The sequence below is a fragment of the Pseudaquabacterium terrae genome (assembly GCF_013266755.1).
Lineage (GTDB): Bacteria > Pseudomonadota > Gammaproteobacteria > Burkholderiales > Burkholderiaceae_C > Pseudaquabacterium > Pseudaquabacterium terrae.
Genome location: NZ_JABRWJ010000004.1, coordinates 118,509 through 135,368, shown reverse-complemented (window position 1 = coordinate 135,368; position 16,860 = coordinate 118,509). Strand labels below are relative to the sequence as shown.

General features: G+C 71.4%; 15 protein-coding genes. 5 read left to right on the top strand and 10 right to left on the bottom strand.

What is annotated here, in order from left to right:
- Nucleotides 1-30: 30 nt before the first annotated feature.
- Nucleotides 31-699: a hypothetical protein gene (locus HLB44_RS13275; protein ID WP_173123172.1), complete on the bottom strand. Its 669-nt coding sequence runs from the start codon at nucleotides 697-699 to the stop codon at nucleotides 31-33.
- Nucleotides 700-855: 156 nt separating this feature from the next.
- Between HLB44_RS13275 and lspA the strand changes: the two genes are divergently transcribed.
- Together lspA and HLB44_RS37865 are read left to right on the top strand one after the other, a co-directional pair.
- Nucleotides 856-1,368, top strand: coding sequence for a signal peptidase II (lspA, locus tag HLB44_RS13270; RefSeq protein WP_173123170.1), 513 nt, complete (start codon nucleotides 856-858; stop codon nucleotides 1,366-1,368).
- Between the two features lie 59 nt (nucleotides 1,369-1,427).
- Nucleotides 1,428-2,915 (top strand): ATP-binding protein, encoded by a 1,488-nt coding sequence (locus HLB44_RS37865; protein ID WP_173123168.1) that lies wholly within the window; start codon nucleotides 1,428-1,430, stop codon nucleotides 2,913-2,915.
- Between the two features lie 19 nt (nucleotides 2,916-2,934).
- Here the strand turns inward: HLB44_RS37865 and HLB44_RS13260 are convergent, their stop codons facing one another.
- On the bottom strand, nucleotides 2,935-3,918 hold the full coding sequence (locus tag HLB44_RS13260; RefSeq protein ID WP_173123166.1) for a quinone oxidoreductase family protein: 984 nt from the start codon (nucleotides 3,916-3,918) through the stop codon (nucleotides 2,935-2,937).
- 142 nt (nucleotides 3,919-4,060) lie between these two features.
- Between HLB44_RS13260 and HLB44_RS13255 the strand changes: the two genes are divergently transcribed.
- Together HLB44_RS13255 and HLB44_RS13250 are read left to right on the top strand one after the other, a co-directional pair.
- Nucleotides 4,061-4,828 (top strand): SDR family oxidoreductase, encoded by a 768-nt coding sequence (locus tag HLB44_RS13255; RefSeq protein WP_173123164.1) that lies wholly within the window; start codon nucleotides 4,061-4,063, stop codon nucleotides 4,826-4,828.
- Nucleotides 4,829-4,934: 106 nt separating this feature from the next.
- On the top strand, nucleotides 4,935-5,552 hold the full coding sequence (locus HLB44_RS13250; RefSeq protein WP_173123162.1) for a histidine phosphatase family protein: 618 nt from the start codon (nucleotides 4,935-4,937) through the stop codon (nucleotides 5,550-5,552).
- A gap of 51 nt (nucleotides 5,553-5,603) precedes the next feature.
- On the opposite strand, the gene HLB44_RS13245 is transcribed toward HLB44_RS13250, so the two are convergent.
- From HLB44_RS13245 to HLB44_RS13220, 6 genes are all read right to left on the bottom strand, one after another.
- Complete coding sequence (locus tag HLB44_RS13245) at nucleotides 5,604-7,448, bottom strand: AfsR/SARP family transcriptional regulator (protein WP_173123160.1); 1,845 nt, start codon at nucleotides 7,446-7,448, stop codon at nucleotides 5,604-5,606.
- Nucleotides 7,449-7,578: 130 nt separating this feature from the next.
- Entirely contained in the window at nucleotides 7,579-8,217 is a 639-nt protein-coding gene (locus tag HLB44_RS13240; protein ID WP_173123158.1) for a glutathione S-transferase family protein, read from the bottom strand.
- A 179-nt stretch (nucleotides 8,218-8,396) separates the two neighbouring features.
- Nucleotides 8,397-9,245, bottom strand: a complete 849-nt coding sequence (asd, locus tag HLB44_RS13235) for an archaetidylserine decarboxylase (RefSeq protein WP_173123156.1) — start codon at nucleotides 9,243-9,245, stop codon at nucleotides 8,397-8,399.
- A gap of 43 nt (nucleotides 9,246-9,288) precedes the next feature.
- Complete coding sequence (locus HLB44_RS13230) at nucleotides 9,289-10,449, bottom strand: tetratricopeptide repeat protein (RefSeq protein ID WP_173123154.1); 1,161 nt, start codon at nucleotides 10,447-10,449, stop codon at nucleotides 9,289-9,291.
- A 108-nt stretch (nucleotides 10,450-10,557) separates the two neighbouring features.
- Nucleotides 10,558-11,346 (bottom strand): SDR family oxidoreductase, encoded by a 789-nt coding sequence (locus HLB44_RS13225; RefSeq protein ID WP_173123152.1) that lies wholly within the window; start codon nucleotides 11,344-11,346, stop codon nucleotides 10,558-10,560.
- Nucleotides 11,347-11,366: 20 nt separating this feature from the next.
- Complete coding sequence (locus HLB44_RS13220) at nucleotides 11,367-12,281, bottom strand: DMT family transporter (RefSeq protein ID WP_173123150.1); 915 nt, start codon at nucleotides 12,279-12,281, stop codon at nucleotides 11,367-11,369.
- Nucleotides 12,282-12,413: 132 nt separating this feature from the next.
- Here HLB44_RS13220 and HLB44_RS13215 point away from each other — a divergent pair, with 132 nt between their 5' ends.
- The gene (locus HLB44_RS13215) at nucleotides 12,414-14,795 is read left to right on the top strand and encodes a response regulator (RefSeq protein WP_173123148.1); all 2,382 of its coding nucleotides are present in this window, start codon (nucleotides 12,414-12,416) and stop codon (nucleotides 14,793-14,795) included.
- Nucleotides 14,796-14,871: 76 nt separating this feature from the next.
- Here HLB44_RS13215 and HLB44_RS13210 read toward each other — a convergent pair whose 3' ends face one another.
- Together HLB44_RS13210 and HLB44_RS13205 are read right to left on the bottom strand one after the other, a co-directional pair.
- Nucleotides 14,872-16,380, bottom strand: coding sequence for a tripartite tricarboxylate transporter permease (locus HLB44_RS13210; RefSeq protein ID WP_173123146.1), 1,509 nt, complete (start codon nucleotides 16,378-16,380; stop codon nucleotides 14,872-14,874).
- Between the two features lie 12 nt (nucleotides 16,381-16,392).
- Nucleotides 16,393-16,857, bottom strand: coding sequence for a tripartite tricarboxylate transporter TctB family protein (locus HLB44_RS13205; protein ID WP_173123144.1), 465 nt, complete (start codon nucleotides 16,855-16,857; stop codon nucleotides 16,393-16,395).
- Nucleotides 16,858-16,860: the final 3 nt, after the last annotated feature.

The window sequence follows — 16,860 nt, the reverse complement described above, 5'->3', positions numbered from 1 at the left end:
GCCGCGCCGCGGCTTGGGCGCCGCAGGCGCCTAAGCCGCGATGCGCTCGGCGGGTTGTGCAGTGCCGGGCGTGTCGAACAGCTGCACGTCCGGATGGAAGGTCTCGAAGATCGTCGTGTACAGGCCGTGCTGGCCCTGGTACCAGCTGCGCTCGGTGCCGACGATGTCGAGCGCGAGGATGTGGTGCGGCAGGCCGCCGCCGTGGGCCAGCGGCAGCGCAGCACCGTGATCGAACGCATCGATGAAGCCGAGCCGCCGGTAGATGCGCACCAGCGCTTCGCTGCGCGCGCCGATCACCATCCAGCGGATCTGGTTGGCAGCGCAGAACAGGAAGCTGGCCTTGATCAGCATCGGCCGCAGCATCGCATCGGCGCCCGGCATGATCGCCAGCCGCGAGACTTCGGCGCGCGGCCGCTCGCTCAGCCAGTCCGGCAGCGTCACGTCGTGCTCGATCTCCACCGGCGACTTCGGCGCGCAGCGCTGCACTCGCGCGGTGCCGATCGGCCGGCCGCTGTCCTTGTCGCGGCACAGCAGCACGACCGTGCCCGGATGGCGGTCGACGGCATCGGGCTGCGCCAGCGCCGCACGCAGCTGCGGCAGGTGGTGCCCGTAGGCCGCCGCGCGCACCGCGCAGGCATCGTGGAGGTCCTGTGCACTGCGTGCGACACGCAGGCTGAAACTGAGCCAGGCCGTGGTCATCGATGGGTCCCCAACAACTTGAGGGCGCTGGCCGCGCCTCTTGAGTGCATGGATGGATGCTGTCGGACCAACCGGTCCTCCGATCCCCCGGCGCTACAGTAGCGCCCGTTCACGCCATTTCCGTGCAGTATTTCCCCTCACAAGCCTGACGCCTAGATGACAGTTTCCCGTTCTTCGTCTACCCCGATGGCGCTTTGGCTCGGCCTGGCGCTCGCGGTGATCCTGCTGGACCAGCTCACCAAGGTGCTGGTCATCGGCGAGTTCGCGCTGCACGACAGCCGCACCGTCACCTCGTATTTCAACCTGGTGCGCGCACACAACACCGGCGCCGCCTTCTCCTTCCTCGCCGATGCCGCCGGCTGGCAGCGCTGGTTCTTCGTCGCCCTCGGCATCCTGGCCTCGGGCTTCATCGTCTGGATGTTGAAGACGCATCCTGAGCAGACCCTCTTCTGCTTCGCGGTGTCGATGATCCTCGGCGGTGCGCTCGGCAACGTGATCGACCGGCTGCTGCACGGCTATGTGGTCGACTTCCTGCAGTTCCACTGGGGCTGGCTGGCGCCGATGTTCCCGGGCGGCTATTTCCCGAGCTTCAACCTGGCCGACAGCGCGATCACCCTCGGCGCCGTCTGCCTGATCGCCGACGAGCTGCGGCGCGTGCGGCGCGCTTGAATCGCTGCCCGGGCCGCCCTTTGAAACCGACGCGCCGCCGCAGCCGCATTCCGCGCCGCGTGACCGACGACTCCCCGCCGCCGCAGCTGCTGCTCGCCTACGAGGACCTGCGCCATTACGAGTGGCTGCAGCTGCCGATGTGGGTCTTCGACACCGACCGGTCGGCGATCCCGTGGGCCAACGAAGCCGGCCTGGTGTTCTGGCGCGCCGTCAGCCGCGACGAGCTGGCCGCGCGCGACTACTCCGACATCTCGCCGGCCGCGCGCGAGCGGCTGCTGGCCAGCATGCAGCAGCATGTGCAGGGCCGGCTGGTGCGCGAATCGTGGACGCTCTACCCGCGCGACGAACCGCTGACCTCCGAGCTGGTATCGCGCGGCGTGCGCCTGCCCGATGGCCGCCAGGCGCTGCTGTTCGCCTCCGAGCCGTTGGCCGCGAGCTACGACCCGAGCATGCTGCGCGGCCTGGAAGCGCTGCGCCATGCCGCCGTGCGCGTCGCGCTGCACCGCATCGACGGCGGCCCGGCGCTGATGCGCAATCCCGCCGCGCTGGCCGCCTTCGGCCCGCTCGACGGCGCCAGCGGCTCCGCCGAGCCGACGCTGGCGGCGCTGTTCGTCGAGCCTGCGCTGACCGAGGCCATCGTCGACACGGTGCGCGAAGGTGGCGCGTTTGCCGGCGAGGCGCTGCTGCGCACGCGCCAGGGTGAACGCTGGCATGCGATCGATGCGCGCGCGGTGCGCGACCCGGTCACCGGCAGCGCGGTGCTGCAGTTCAACGCCCGCGACATCAGCGACCTGAAGGCCGCGCTCGCCGCGCTGGAAGCCGCACGCGATGCCGCCGAGGCCGCCAACCGCGCCAAGAGCAGCTTCCTCGCCAACATGAGCCACGAGCTGCGCACGCCGATGAACGGCGTGCTGAACCTGACGCGGCTGGTGCTCGAAACGCGGCTTGAGCCGCGCCAGCGCCACTTCCTCGAGCTGTCGCTGCAATCGGCGCAGGGGCTGATGCAGATCATCGACGACGTGCTCGACCTGTCGAAGATCGAGGCCGACAAGATGCTGCTGGCGCCGCTGCCGGTGTCGCTCAACGACATGCTGCGCGGCGCGCTCGCGCCGCTGCAGGCGCAGGCGATGCAGCGCGGCCTGGCCTTCGACTGGACGATCGCTGCCGACGTGCCCGACGCGGTGCTTGCCGACGCGCCGCGCTGGCGCCAGATCCTGCTGAACCTGGCCGGCAATGCGCTGAAGTTCACCGAGCAGGGCAGCGTGCGCGTGCACGTGGAGCAGCTCGCCGCCGATGCCTCGCACGCGCTGCTGGCCTGCAGCGTGCGCGACAGCGGCATCGGCATGACGCCGGAGCAGCTGGCCGTCGTCTTCGAGCCGTTCACGCAGGCCGACTCGAGCGTCACGCGGCGCTACGGCGGCACCGGCCTCGGGCTGTCGATCGTGCGGCGGCTGGTGCAGTTGATGGGCGGGCGCATCGAGGTCGACAGCCGGCCCGGCGAGGGCAGCTGCTTCCGCTTCGTCGTGCCGGTCGGCCTGGCCGACTGATTCGTTGGCCGCTCACATATCAAGGTAGCAGGACGCTCGATCCGGTCGTCTTGCGCGCTTCCAGCTCGCGGTGCGCCTTCGCCACCTCGGCCAACGGATAACGCTGGTCGATGCGGATCTTCACCGCGCCGCTTTGCACCACCGCGAACAGGTCCTCGGCCATCGCTTGCGTCGCCTCGCGCGTGGCGATGTGCGTGAACAGCGTCGCGCGGGTCACGTACAGCGAGCCCTTCGGCCCGAGGATGCCGGGCGCGAACGGCGGCACCGGGCCCGACGCGTTGCCGAAGCTGGCCAGCAGCCCGAACGGGCGCAGCACGTCGAGCGAGCCCTCGAAGGTGTCCTTGCCGACCGAGTCGTAGACCACCTTGACGCCGGCGCCGCCGGTGATTTTCTTGACCTCGTCGACGAAGGTCTGCGTGCGGTAGTTGATCGCGTGCGCGGCGCCGTGCTCGAGCGCCAGCGCGCACTTGGCATCGCTGCCGGCGGTGGCGATCAGCTGCAGCCCCATCGCCTTCGCCCACTGGCAGGCGATCAGCCCGACGCCGCCGGCCGCGGCATGCCACAGCACGTGGTCGCCCGGCTGCAGCCCGCCCTGCGGCTGCGTCTTCTTCAGCAGGTACTGCGCCGTCAGGCCCTTGAGCATCATCGCCGCGGCGGTGTCGAAGGGAATGTCGTCGGGCAGGCGCACGACGCACTTGGCCGGCATCACGCGGGCCTGCGAATAACTGCCCGGCGGGTTGCTGGCGTAGGCCGCGCGGTCGCCCGCCTTCAGATGCGTGACACCCGTACCGACCGCCTCGACGACGCCGGCGCCTTCCATGCCGAGGTTCAGCGGCAGCGCGTTCGGGTACAGGCCGGTGCGCTGGTAGACATCGATGAAGTTCAGGCCCACCGCGTGGTGGCGGATGCGGATCTCGCCGGGCCCGGGTTCGCCGACCGCGACGTCGACGAGCTCGAGCACCTCCGGGCCGCCGAACTGCTTGATCTGGATCGCCTGGCTCATCGTGTCTGCTCCTTCTCGTGGGGTTGGCGGCCGAGCCTATGCGAAGTCGCAACACCTTGCGTCCAGCGCTGGCACCTTGGCGACTGTGCGCGGCCATCGCGGCGGGGAAGATCGGGCCGAGATTCCCGCACTGGAGACTGCCATGTCCGACCTCTTCTCGCTCGCCGGCCGCGTCGCCCTCGTCACCGGCGGATCGCGCGGCATCGGCCGCATGATCGCCGCCGGCTTCCTGCGCGCCGGCGCCGCGCGCGTCTACATCACTGCGCGCAAGGCCGACGCCTGCCAGGCCGCCGCCGCCGAGCTGTCGACGCTCGGTGAGTGCATCGCACTGCCGCACGACATTTCCACGCACATCGGCCTGCAGGCGCTGGTCGCCGACCTGGCGGCGCGCGAGGACGCGCTGCACATCCTCGTCAACAACGCCGGCGCCGCCTGGGGCGCCGGCTTCGACGAGTTTCCGGAAGCCGGCTGGGACAAGGTGATGGACCTCAACGTCAAGACGCCGTTCTTCCTGACGCAGGCGCTGCATGCGCTGCTCAAAGGGGGTGCCACCCGCCAGCCGGCGAAGGTCATCAACATCGCGTCGATCGACGGCCTGTCGGTCAACCCGCAGGAGACCTACTCGTACGCCGCCAGCAAGGCCGGGCTGATCCACCTGACCCGGCGCATGGCGCTGCGGTTGGTGCAGGACAACATCGTCGTCAGCGCGATCGCGCCCGGCGCCTTTGCGTCGGACATGAACCGCGACGCGCGCGACCACGGCGATCAGATCGCGCAGCGCATCCCCGCCAAGCGCATCGGCGCCGACGACGACATGGCGGGCGCGGCGATCTACCTCGCTTCACGCGCCGGCGACTACGTCGTCGGCACGACGCTGACGGTCGACGGCGGCGTCACGCTGGCGCGCTAGCGCGGCCACGCTGCAACACAAAATATTTCGCTCTCGGGTCCTCCCACAATTGAAGACCTTGCAGGCCGCCGCTAGCCTCTTCGGTTTCGCTCCCCGCGCGTTGCCGATGACCCTGCTGCTGATCCGCCATGGCGAGACCGCGCACAACGCGGGTCGCGTGCTGCAGCCCGCCGACACGCCGCTGTCGACGCGCGGCGTGGCGCAGGCGCGGGCGCTGGGCAGGCGGCTGGCGGGAGCCGGCATCGCCGGCATCGTCACCAGCAACCTGCCGCGCGCGCGCCAGACGGCCTGCGCGATCGCCAAGGCCTGCGGCCTGCCGCTGACCGAGCTGCCGCAGCTGCAGGAGCGCAACTACGGCGTGCTGCGCGGCCGCCGCTACGACGAGCTGGGCTTCGATCCGCTCGTGATGGAGGAAGCGCCGCCCGGCGGCGAATCGGCGCGCGCCTTCGAAGCGCGCGCAGCCGCCGCCTTCGACACGCTGCTGCCGCTGCGCCGCAGCGTCGGCGGGCCGCTGGCCGTCGTCACCCACGGCTTGCTGCTGCGCGCATGGCTGCAACGCGGACCGCTGCAGCTGGAGAACGGCCAGGCGCTGCCGACGGGCATCGCCAACGCGTCGATCACCATCGTCGCCGCGCGTCCGCCGCACCGCGTGCTGCGGATCAACGACACCGAGCATCTCGACGACGACATGCGGGGTTCGCAGCGCACACTGGCCGGAGGCTGACGCCGACGGAACGCGACCCGGCGCGTCGGTGCATCTGCCCGAGCCTCAGCGTCAACCCGCCAGCCCGCCGCGCAGCGCGGCGCGCAGTCCGTCGGCCTTCGGCTCGGCGGCCAGGCCGCGGCCGACCAGCGCCAGCGCGTCCGCGCGACGACCCTGCCGCGCCAGCACGGCGCCCGCCTGCAGCACGCACGCCGCCAGGCGCTGCGCCAGCCGATCGCGCGCATGGGCCAGCGCGCCGTCCAGGCGCTCGCCCTGCAGCAGCGGGCCGCGGTACAGGGCCAGCGCACGAGCAGCATCGCCCGCGTCGCAAGCGGCTTCGAGCGCCAGCACGTCGATCCAGACCTGCGTCGGGTTCAATCCGATGCGGCCGTCGGCCACGCGCACGGCCTCGGGGCAATCGAGCCACTTGCGCAGCCGCGACAACGCCATGTCCAGCGAGGCGCGGGGTGCTTCGGCCTCCAGCGAGGGCCACAGCGCATCGATCACCGCTTCGGCCGGCAGCCCCGCCGGATGCGCGGCCAGCAGCGCCAGCAGCTCCAGCGGCTTGCGCGGCGCCTTGCCCGCATCGCCGGCGAGCGGCTGGCCGTCACGCCGCACGCGCAGCCCGCCCAGCACATTGACGTGCAGCGGCCACGGCCAGTGCTCGCGTGCCGGCTCCGGCGGCGGCAGCCGGCGCTGGCGCGCCGCGCGGTTGAGGAATTCGGTCTCCACGCCGGCGTCGAGCCCAATCGCGATCAGTCGCGCGGCCCACTGCGGAAAGGCGCTCAGGAAGCGCCGGTTGCCGGCCGCGGCGGTCAGGCGCACGGCCTGCAGCGCCACCTCACGCGCGGCGTCATGCGCGGCGGTATCCCGCGCCGCAGCGGTGGCATCGGCCGGCACCCGGCCGGCAGGCGCCTCCAGCGCCGCGAGCGCGCGGATCGCCCGCACCTGCGCGAGGATGGCCTCCAGCAGCTCACGCTGCGAGCCGTGCTGCGCCGGCCGCATCGCGTCCAGCTCGGCCAGCGCCTCGTCGGCACGGCCCAGGCCGAGCAGCGCGAAGGCACGTTGCAGCAGGTAGGCGCCGCAGTCGCGCTCGGGCACCTCGTGATCGGCGCTGATCGCCAGGATCACCTGCGTGCGCAGCAAGGCCTCCTCGTACTCGCCGCGGCGCAGCAGCAGCGCCACCTGCGCGCTGAGCGCGCGCGGCACCAGGGCGGGCCGCACGCGCGGCCGCTGCTGCTCGATCTGGCGCGCCGCGCGGTCGGCACGCGCTAAGTCGTCGGCCTGCAGCGCCTGGCGCAGCTCGGTGTCCGCCTGCAGCATGTTCAGCTCCGGCAGGTCCAGCCGCGCCACCAGCTCGCGCTGCATCTGCGCGGCCGCCCGCGCCGCGTCGTGCAGGCCCGCGTACTCCAGCATCAGCGCCGACAAGGTCCACCAACCCGCCTGCCAGCGCGGGCTGGCCTGCGGCCACACCGGCTGCATCAGCAACAGCACACGCTCATGCTCCTCGACGCGGTTGGCGCCCAGGTTGTCGTGGTCCAGCAGCACCTTGGCCAGCAGCAGGCGCTCATCGGGCGGCACCTGCGCGTCGTCGCGCAGCACCGCGAACAGGCGCTCGCGGGCGGCGGCCACCCCGGGGCCTTCGAAGGTCCAGGCATGGTCGAGCATCGGCCGGCCCAGCACGACGGCATCGGCTCGGCGGCGGTCGGCCGGATCGCCCGATGCGGCCAGCGCGGGATCGAAGCTCGCCAGCGCCGACTTCAGGCCGCGGAAGTCGGCATAGTCGGTGAGCGTGTCCAGCAGCAGCAGCGCTGCGAGGCGCGATGCCCGATCGGCGTCGCCGGCCGCCCGTGCAGTCTCCAGCACGTCGCGAAGGTCCCCGCGCAGGCCCGCCTCGCCGGCCAGCAGGCGGGCCATCAGCGGCTCGATAAGGGCATCCCCAGACATGCCCGTGGAGTCTAGAGGCTTGTTCACATCGCGCCTAACGGCAGATCAGCGCGCCGTCATCGCCGCGCTGTTCTGCCGTTATCGGCGGTCCCGCAACGACCTACGGCTGCTTCGGCCAGTGCCGCTCGAACACCGCGGCCAGCGCCGGATGCTGCTCGACCTTGTCGAACAGCAGCGCCCAGGCCGGCCGCGTGCTGCGCAAGTGCGGCCGCGAGCCGGACCACTTCGACACCACGGTGGCCAGCAGGTCGAGCGCATTCGGCGCCGCCTGGCCGAGGAACGGGTGCGCCGGGAACTGGTCGGCGAAGCGGTCCCACAGCTCGTGCAGCCGCGCGCGGCTGCGCTGCACGACGCGCTTGGCCTCGTCCTCGCTCGGGCTCGGCAGCGCACGTTCGGGATAGTCGATGATGCCGATCGTCGCGTAGCAGTTGGCAGCGATGTAGACCAGCCCGCGCAGCACGCTCGCGCGCGCCGCCGGCTCGGCCGGCAGCAGGCCGCTCGCCGGGTAACGCAAGCCCAGCTCGATCAGGATCGCCGCGCTCTCGCTCATCACCGTGCCGTCGTCGAGCACCAGCGTCGGGATCTGCGCCAGCGGGTTCACGCGCTTGAGCTCATCGAGCGCCGAGGCCGGATCCCAGCTGGCCGCGTTGACCAGCTCGTACGGCACATCGGCCAGCCGCAACGCGGCCTCAATCGCCGCCGAACCGCTGCCCTGGTAGCCATACAAGGTGAGTGCCATCGCCGATGCTCCGGAAATACTTGCCAACGTCGAACGCAAGGGGCCTGCCGGGCAAGCCGCATGCCTGATCCAAGAGAGAGACGCGCGCGCGGGCGCGGCGTCAGTCGGCGCCGGGCCGTTCCCAAGCCGACTGAGCGCCCCCCGGGGGCCGCGAACGAAGTGAGCTGGGGGCTGACATTTCAGCCGATCGTCGCCATGCGCTCGCCGACGCGCACCGTGCCGGCCGGCGCCCAGCGCGGATCGAAGTGCAGGTTCTGCTTGGCGAACAGCATCACCACCGTCGAGCCGAGCAGGAAGCGGCCCATCTCGTCGCCCTGCTTCAGCGCGACCGGCTCGCCGTCCCCATAGTGCCATTCGCGCAGGCGCCCGCTGCGCGGCGGATTGACAACGCCGTGCCACACGGTCGCCATGCTGCCGACGATCGTCGCGCCGACCAGCGCCAGCACGAAGGGGCCGAGCGGACCATCGAAGACGCAGACCACGCGCTCGTTGCGCGCGAACAGCCCCGGCACGCCGCGCGCCGTCGTCGGGTTGACCGAGAACAGCGCGCCCGGCACGTGGATCATGCGCCGCAGCCGGCCGTCGCAGGGCATGTGGATGCGGTGGTAGTCCTTCGGACTCAGGTACAACGTCGCGAACCAGCCGTGGTCGAACTGCGCCGCGAGTGCCTTGTCGCCGCCGACCAGCGCAGCGGTTGAATAGCGGTGGCCCTTGGCCTGGAAGATCTGGTCGTGCTCGATGACGCCGAACTGGCTGATCGCGCCATCGACCGGACAGATCAGCGGCGCCTGCGCCAGCGGCCGCGCACCGGCTTTAAGCGGCCGGGTGAAGAATTCGTTGAAGCTCGGATAGGCGGCAGGATCGGCCTCGGCCGCCTCGGCCATGTTGACGCCGTAGCGGGCGATGAAGCGGCGGATCACCGCGGTCGTCAGCGCACCGGCGCGCCGCGACGCGAGCGCGCCCATCAGCACGGTCAGGGCCTGCTTGGGCAGCAGGTATTGCGGCAGGACGGCGAGGCGGTCGGACACGGTGCTTGCGGATCGACGGGGCCGCCAGTGTAGCGACCGATCCTCAGTGCACCGCCGCCGCCTTCAGCTTCTCCAGCTTCGCCGAATACCGCGCCTGCTCCTCGAGCGAGCCGCTGTTTTCCGCCGCGGCGGCCAGGTGTTTGCGCGCCTTCCACGTGTCGCCGAGCTGCAGGTGCGCGAGCGCGAGCCAGAAGTGGAACTCGTGGTAATCGGGGTCGCGGGCGAGCTCGCGCTCAAAGAGGTTGCGCGCGGCGCGGTAGTCGCCGCGCTGCATCGCGGCGAGCCCTTCGTTGAAGTACTTGAACGGCGGGTCGGGCTGCAGCCGCTCGAGCATCGCCAGCAGCGCGGCCGATTCTTCGCGCTGGCCGCGCTCGGCGAGCAGCTGCGCCAGGTTGCCGAGCACGTTGGTGTTGCGCGGTTCCAGCGCATGCGCGAAGCGCAGCACGCGCTCGGAGTCGTCGAGCTTGCCGTGGCGGCGGTAGACGACGCCCAGCGTGTTGTAGGCGATCAGCAGCTGCGGGTCGTTCTCGATCGCCGCGCGTGACCACCAATAGGCATCGTCGACCTTGCCGGCGGCCAGCGCCTCGGCGGCACGGTTGTTGAAGTACATCGCCAGCAGCGTGCGTTCCTCGATCAGCTCGTAGCGCTGGCCGCGCAGGTCGGCCTGCGGCAGGAAGTCGATCGTCAGCCAGTCGTTGCCGTTGAATTCGACGCCGGCGCTGCGCATCGGCCCGCGACCGAGCGAGACGTTGACATGGCCGAAGTTGAAATACAGGTCGCCGCGCCGGCCCCAGGTCGGGTCGACGTGCACGCTGTGGTAGCGCACCGGCATCTCGGCGTGCCGGGCGAAGGCGGCCGTCATGATCACCAGCGACAGGCAGTTGCCGGCGCGCGCCTCGAAGGCCTGCGACGCGCTGCGGGTGAAGTCGTTGTCGTACCGCAGCATCAGCTTGTCGCTGCTGTACAGCGCATCGATCAGCCCGCGCTGCATGCCGCGGCGATGCTGCATCGGCGCGATCACGTCGTCGAAGTAGGCCTGCATCGCCGGCGTCAGCCGGAAGATCGCGGCGGCGTCGATGCGCTCGGTGGGGGCCGCGAACAGCGCATCGTTGAACAGCATGCGCGGGCTCGGCAGCGGCACGACCGGCTTGCTCGCGCATGCGGCGAGCAAGGCAGCCAACAGCCACAATGCCCAACGTCCCATGCGTCGAGCATAGGCCAATCGTCGGCGCGGCGCGCGGCATATCGCACGCCGGGGTCTTCGCCGACCCCCGATCAAACCCGCATCGGTCGCCGCGTCAGAACGTGCCCGTCAGAAGGTGCCCGGATAGGCGCCGCCGTCGACCAGCAGGTTCTGCCCGAGCAGGTAGCCGGCGTGGCGGCTGCACAGGAACGCGCAGCACTGGCCGAACTCGGCCGCATCGCCGAAGCGCTGCGCCGGAATCGCCTCGCGGCGGATCGCGGTCAGCTCGTCGAGCGGGCGGCCGCTCTTCGCGGCGGCATTGCGGAAACCGGACTGCAGCCGGTCGGTGTCGAAGGCGCCGGGCAGCAGGTTGTTGATCGTCACGTTGCGGCCGGCCAGCCGCGGCTGCCGCGCCAGCCCGGCGATGAAGCCGGTCAGGCCGCTGCGCGCACCGTTGGACAGCCCCAGCGTGTCGATCGGCGCCTTCACCGCGCCCGAGGTGATGTTGACGACGCGGCCGAAGCCGCGCTCGGCCATCGCGTCGACGGTGGCCTTGATCAGCTCGATCGGCGCCAGCATGTTGGCGTCGAGCGCGCGGATCCAGGTCTCGCGGTCCCAGTCGCGGAAATCGCCCGGCGGCGGTCCGCCGGCGTTGTTGATCAGGATGTCGATGCGCGGGCACGCAGCCAGCGCGGCGGCGCGGCCTTCGGGCGTGGTGATGTCGCCGGCGACCGTGCGCACCTCGATCGCCGGGTGAATGGCGCGCAGCTCGGCGGCGGTGGCTTCCAGCGCCTCAGCGCCGCGCGCGGTGATCACCAGGTTCACGCCCTCGCGGGCCAGCGCCTGCGCGCAGCCCTTGCCGAGACCCTTGCTCGCGGCGCACACCAGCGCCCAGCAGCCTGCAATGCCCAGATCCATCGGATGTCCTTTCGAGAAGTTCAGCGCCAGCGCGCCAGCAGCCAGACGCCGGCCAGCACGCCCAGCGTGCCGGCGGCGGTCCACGAGGTGAACGGTTCGCCGAGGATCAGAACGCCCATCAGGATCGTGCTGAGCGGCCCGACCATGCCGGCCTGCGAGACCAGCGCCGGCCCGAGCCGCTCGATCGCCAGCATCGTCAGCAGCACCGGCGTGACGGTGCAGGCCAGCGCATTCAGCAGCGACAGCCCGAGCACCGGCGCGGGCACCAGTGCATCCGACAGCGGCCGCAGCAGCAGGAACTGCGCGATGCACAGCCCGCAGGCGATGGTGCTGGCCTGGCCGGTCAGCCGCAGCGCGCCCAGGCGCTGCACCACCTCGCCGCTGAACACCAGGTACAGCGCGTAGCTGAGCACCGAGCCCAGCACCAGCGCGGCGCCGAGCGCCACCTGCGGCCGGTCCAGCCCGAGCTCATGGCCGAACACCAGCCCGACGCCGAGGTAGCTGACCAGCATCGCCAGCCCCTGGCGGACGCTGATGCGCCGGCCATGGCGCCACCAGCCGATGACCAGCACGAAGGTCGGCGTGAGGTACAGGATCAGGCGCTCGAGGCTGGCGCTGATGTACTGCAGCCCTTCGAAATCGAGATAGCTGGCGAGGTAGTAGCCGCTGAAGCCGAGCCCGGCGACGACGCCGCGGTCGCGCCAGCTCAACGGCGGCCGGCCGCGACCGGCCCACCAGGCGATCAGCATGAACAGCGGCAGCGCGAACAGCATGCGGTACATCAGCAGCACCACCGCATCGACGCCGTGCCGGTAGGCGAGCTTGACGATGATCGCCTTGCCCGAAAAGGCGATGGTGCCGCCGAGCGCCAAGGCCAGCCCGGGCCACAGCTGCACCGGTGCGGCCGCGCCGGCCGGCAGGGAAACGGAGCTCATCGGTGCATTCTCTACCGCGCGGTGCACCGCCCCGGCGAACGGGGGGCGTTTCGCCCGATCCGCTGGCTTGCGCCGATGCGTCGCGGCCGGTGCCGGTGCTAGGCTCCGATGTCCCCGCCGTCGCCTGCGCGCATGCCCTCCTCCACGACCTCCTCCACCCCCACCGCGCTGACCGCCGCCGCGCCCACCGGACGCCCGCTGCTGCGGCTGGCGCTGTCGCTGCTGCTGATTGCCGCGCTGCCGCTGCTGTGGCAGCTGACCCCGGTGTACGACATCTCCGGCGTGCTGGTCGCACCGCTGGCGTTCGCGCTGGCACTGGCGCTGGCGGCCACCGCGCGCATCGGCTGGCGCGCACTGCCGGCACTGGCGGCGGGCGCGGCGATCGGCGCGGCCGGCTGGCCGCTCGCGGCGCCCGGCCCGGTCGGCGTCACCGAGGCCTTGACGCTGCTGGCGCAGGCGGCCTTCGGCGGCCTGCTGCTGCGGCGCTCGGGCCGTCCCGACGACCTGGCGCTGGACACCGATCCGGCGATCCGCCGGCTGGTCGCCGCGGCGCTGGCCTGCGCGCTGATGGGCGGCTTCGCCCGGCTGATGCTGGACCTGACCTGGTCCGACTCGCCGGCGCAGCGGCCGCTGTTCGCCGCGCTGGTGCGGGCCACCGCCGATGGCGCCAGCGTGCTGCTGCTGACGCCGGTGCTGCTGGCGTTCATCGCGCCGCAACACCAGCGCTGGGCCGCGCGGCGGCGCACCGTGGCGCTGCCGCTGGCGCTGCTGGCGCTGCTGCTGCTGGGCGCCTTCGCCGGGATCGAGGGGCGCGAGCGCCAGCATGCCCAGCAACGCTTCGAGCGCGATGCCGATGTCGTCTTCGCGCGCACGCAGGCGCTGCTCGATGCGCCGGCCCAGGCGGTGCAGGCGGTGAACGGCGCGATGCGCAACGCGACGCCGGCGCTCAGCGCACCGGCCTTCGACGCGCTGGCCCGGCCCTGGCTCGCGCGCACCGCCGGGGTCGCCCACCTCGGCTGGCTCGACACGCCGCGCGGCGACGGCAGCGGCCCGAGCGCGGTGCGGCACCTGATCAGCCGCGGCGCCACCGGCGGCGGCCCGCCGTCGAACGATGCCGAAGCGCTGCCGGCCGCGCTGCTGTCGCGCGAGGGTGCGGCGCGCACGCTGACGGCCGAATCGGTGCAGGTCTCGCCGGTGGTCTCGCTGGGCACCGATCGGCCCGGCTTCGTGCTGTACCAGGCGCTGCCGCTGGAGCCCGGCGCCAGCGGCCGCGCGGTGGTCTTCGCCACCGTGCTGGCCGACCCGCTGATGACGCAGCTGCTGGCCGCCCGCAGCGATGCGCTGCGCGTGTGCCTGTACGACCAGGACCCGCGCGCCGAGCGACGCCGGCTGTATGGCGGCAATGGCTGCGAGACCGCCTCGGCCGGTGACAGCGCGGGCTTCATGCGCGAGGCGAGCTTCGACTTCGCCGGCCGGCGCTGGAGCATGCGCATCAGCCAGCCGTTGCGCACGCCCGGCGGCGTATGGCTGTTCGCGCTGCCGGCGCTGGCCGGCTGCGGCCTGTTCGCGCTGCTGCTGCTGAAGGTCACCGGCCGCGTCGAGCGCATCGAGGCCGACGCCCGCAGCCGCACCGGCGAGCTGCGGCGCGAGATCGATCTGCTGCGCCAGGCGCAGCACCGCGGCGAGCAGGCGCTCGACGGCGCGTTCGAGGCCGCACAGACCGGGCTGGCGCTGCTCGAATCCGATGGCCGCGTGCAGCGCGCGAATGCCGCGTTCGCCGAAGTGCTGGGCATGCCGGTGGCCGATCTGAAGCGCCGCCCGATCGACGAACTGCTCGGCGACGAAGCGCATCCGCACGACGCCGGACTGGCGATGATGCTGCGCGAGGCCGGCGACGAGCTGATGCACCGCACGCTGCGGCTGAAGCTGCCGTCGGGCCGCGTGCTGCCGGCGCTGGTGACGCTGCGCGTGCTGCGCGATGCCGACGGCCGCGCCGCCGCCGCGGTCTGCGCGCTGCACGACCTGTCGGACCAGCTGCGCCGGCGCCATGCCGAACGCGTGCTCGGCGAAGTGATGGACCTGTCGGGCAGCAACCCGCCGACCTTGCCGCCGCCGCTGCGCAACGCCTCGCACGGCGCACGCCCGGCGAGCGCGCAGCGCATCCTGTGCGTGCACCGCGATGCCGCGCATGCCGCGGTGCTGCGCCAGGCGCTGGCGGATCGGCCGCTGGCGCAGCTCAGCCTGGCCGACGGCTTGGGCCTAGGGCTGTCGAAGGCCTTCGCCGAGGCGCCGCACCTGATCGTGCTGGATGCCGAGCTCGCCGACGGCGACGGCCTGCAGCTGCTGCGCCAGCTGCAGGCGGACCCGCGCACGCGCGCCATTCCCGTGATCGTGCTGTCCGACGACCCGCGCCCGGCGCGCATCGACGCCGCGTTCTCCGAAGGCGCCCGCGCCTACCTGACGCGGCCGGTCGAGCCAGCCAAGCTGCTGGCGGCGATCGACGAACTGATCTGAGCAGACAAAAACAAGCCGGCCCCGCGGGGCCGGCTCGGTCGCGACAAGCGCGGCGCGTTGCCGCTCACATCGAACGCTAGGCGTCGTCCTGGAACGCCTGCTCGCGCTTGGCCTTGATCGACGGCAGCATCACGATGACGATCAGCAGCGTCGCGGCGAGCAGCAGGCCGGCCGACAGCGGCTTGGTCGCGAAGGTCGACCAGTCGCCGCGCGACAGCAGCAGCGCCCGGCGCAGGTTCTCTTCCATCATCGGCCCGAGGATGAAGCCCAGCAGCAGCGGGGCCGGCTCGCAGCCGAGCTTGTAGAACGCATAACCGACGACGCAGAAGATCGCCGTCATGAAGACGTCGAAGTTGTTGTTGTTCAGCGTGTAGGTGCCGATGCAGCAGAAGGTGACGATGGCCGGGAACAGGAAGCGGTAGGGCACCGTCAGCAGCTTGATCCAGATGCCGATCAGCGGCAGGTTCAACACCACCAGCATCAGGTTGCCGATCCACATCGATGCGATCAGGCCCCAGAACAGCTGCGGGTTGCTGGTCATCACCTGCGGGCCGGGCTGGATGCCCTTGATCGTCATCGCGCCGACCATCAGCGCCATCACCGCGTTCGGCGGGATGCCCAGCGTCAGCATCGGAATGAACGAGGTCTGCGCGCCGGCGTTGTTGGCCGACTCGGGACCGGCGACGCCACGGATGTCACCCTTGCCGAACTGGCCGCCGGGACCGGCGATCTTCTTTTCCAGCGTGTAGGCGGCGAACGACGACAGCAGCGCGCCGCCGCCCGGCAGCACGCCGAGGATCGAGCCGAGCGCGGTACCGCGCAGCACCGCGGGCCAGGCCTGCTGGAAGTCCTTGCGGGTCGGCCACAGGCCCTTGACGTCCTTGGTGAAGACCTCGCGGTGCTCGGCCGGCCGGCCGAGATTGGCGACGATCTCGCCGAAGCCGAAGACGCCCATCGCGATGACGACGAAGCCGATGCCGTCGGTCAGCTCGGGGATGTCGAAGCTGTAGCGCGGCACGCCGGAGATGACGTCCGTGTTGATCTGGCCCATCAGCAGGCCGAGCACGATCATCGCGATCGCCTTGATCAGCGAGCCCGAGGCCAGCACGACCGCACCGACCAGGCCCAGCACCATCAGCGAGAAGTACTCGGCCGGGCCGAACTTGAAGGCCAGCTCGGTCAGCGGCGGCGCGAACGCGGCGATGACGATGGTGCCGACGCAGCCGGCAAAGAACGAGCCCAGCCCCGCCGCGGCGAGCGCGGCGCCCGCTCGGCCCTGGCGGGCCATCGCGTAGCCGTCGATCGCCGTGACCACCGAGCTGGATTCACCCGGCACGTTGATCAGGATCGCGGTCGTCGAGCCGCCGTATTGCGCGCCGTAGTAGATGCCGGCCAACATGATCAGCGCCGGCGTCGCATCGAGCGCGTAGATCGACGGCAGCAGCATCGCGATCGTCGCCACGGGCCCCAGGCCCGGCAGCACGCCGATCAGGGTGCCGAGGATCGCACCGCCCAGCGCATACAGCAGGTTCTGGACGGTGAACGCGACGCTGAAGCCGAGCGCGAGGTTTTGCAGGAGGTCCATCGCGTTCGATCCTCAGGCGGTCAGGAAGGTCGGCCAGAGCGGGATCACCAGCTTCAGGCCCAGGATGAAGATCAGCCACGATCCCACGGTGAGGACGACGATGCTGATCAGCGCGTCCTTCCAGTGGAACTCGTCGCCGGCCAGGCTGGTGATGAGGATCAGCACCGGCAGCGAGATCGCCATGCCCAGCCGCGGCAGCATGATGCCGAACAGGCACACCGCGAAGATGATCGTCAACAGCGGCTTCCAGGCCCACGGGCCGATCGGCTCGCCATCATCGGTCTCGATCGTCAGCGCCTCGAACAGGATGAAGGCACCCATGATCGTCAGCAGCACGCCGAGGCCGAACGGGAAGTAGCCGGGGCCGGGCCGGGCCGCGACGCCGAAGCTGTAGTTCGTCGCGCCCCAGGCGAAACCGACGCCCACGACTACGAACATCAGCCCCGACCAGAAGTCTTTCTGGCTCTTGATTTTCACGAC

What these genes read in the sequence shown, in the direction of transcription:
- HLB44_RS13240 (WP_173123158.1), bottom strand. Translation starts at nt 8,217, where the DNA reads ATGGCACTCACCTTGTATGGCTACCAGGGCAGCGGTTCGGCGGCGATT.
- lspA (WP_173123170.1), top strand. Translation starts at nt 856, where the DNA reads ATGACAGTTTCCCGTTCTTCGTCTACCCCGATGGCGCTTTGGCTCGGC.
- HLB44_RS13260 (WP_173123166.1), bottom strand. Translation starts at nt 3,918, where the DNA reads ATGAGCCAGGCGATCCAGATCAAGCAGTTCGGCGGCCCGGAGGTGCTC.
- HLB44_RS13220 (WP_173123150.1), bottom strand. Translation starts at nt 12,281, where the DNA reads ATGAGCTCCGTTTCCCTGCCGGCCGGCGCGGCCGCACCGGTGCAGCTG.
- HLB44_RS13250 (WP_173123162.1), top strand. Translation starts at nt 4,935, where the DNA reads ATGACCCTGCTGCTGATCCGCCATGGCGAGACCGCGCACAACGCGGGT.
- HLB44_RS13255 (WP_173123164.1), top strand. Translation starts at nt 4,061, where the DNA reads ATGTCCGACCTCTTCTCGCTCGCCGGCCGCGTCGCCCTCGTCACCGGC.
- HLB44_RS13230 (WP_173123154.1), bottom strand. Translation starts at nt 10,449, where the DNA reads ATGGGACGTTGGGCATTGTGGCTGTTGGCTGCCTTGCTCGCCGCATGC.
- HLB44_RS13245 (WP_173123160.1), bottom strand. Translation starts at nt 7,448, where the DNA reads ATGGCCCGCCTGCTGGCCGGCGAGGCGGGCCTGCGCGGGGACCTTCGC.
- HLB44_RS13215 (WP_173123148.1), top strand. Translation starts at nt 12,414, where the DNA reads ATGCCCTCCTCCACGACCTCCTCCACCCCCACCGCGCTGACCGCCGCC.
- HLB44_RS13225 (WP_173123152.1), bottom strand. Translation starts at nt 11,346, where the DNA reads ATGGATCTGGGCATTGCAGGCTGCTGGGCGCTGGTGTGCGCCGCGAGC.
- HLB44_RS13275 (WP_173123172.1), bottom strand. Translation starts at nt 699, where the DNA reads ATGACCACGGCCTGGCTCAGTTTCAGCCTGCGTGTCGCACGCAGTGCA.
- HLB44_RS13210 (WP_173123146.1), bottom strand. Translation starts at nt 16,380, where the DNA reads ATGGACCTCCTGCAAAACCTCGCGCTCGGCTTCAGCGTCGCGTTCACC.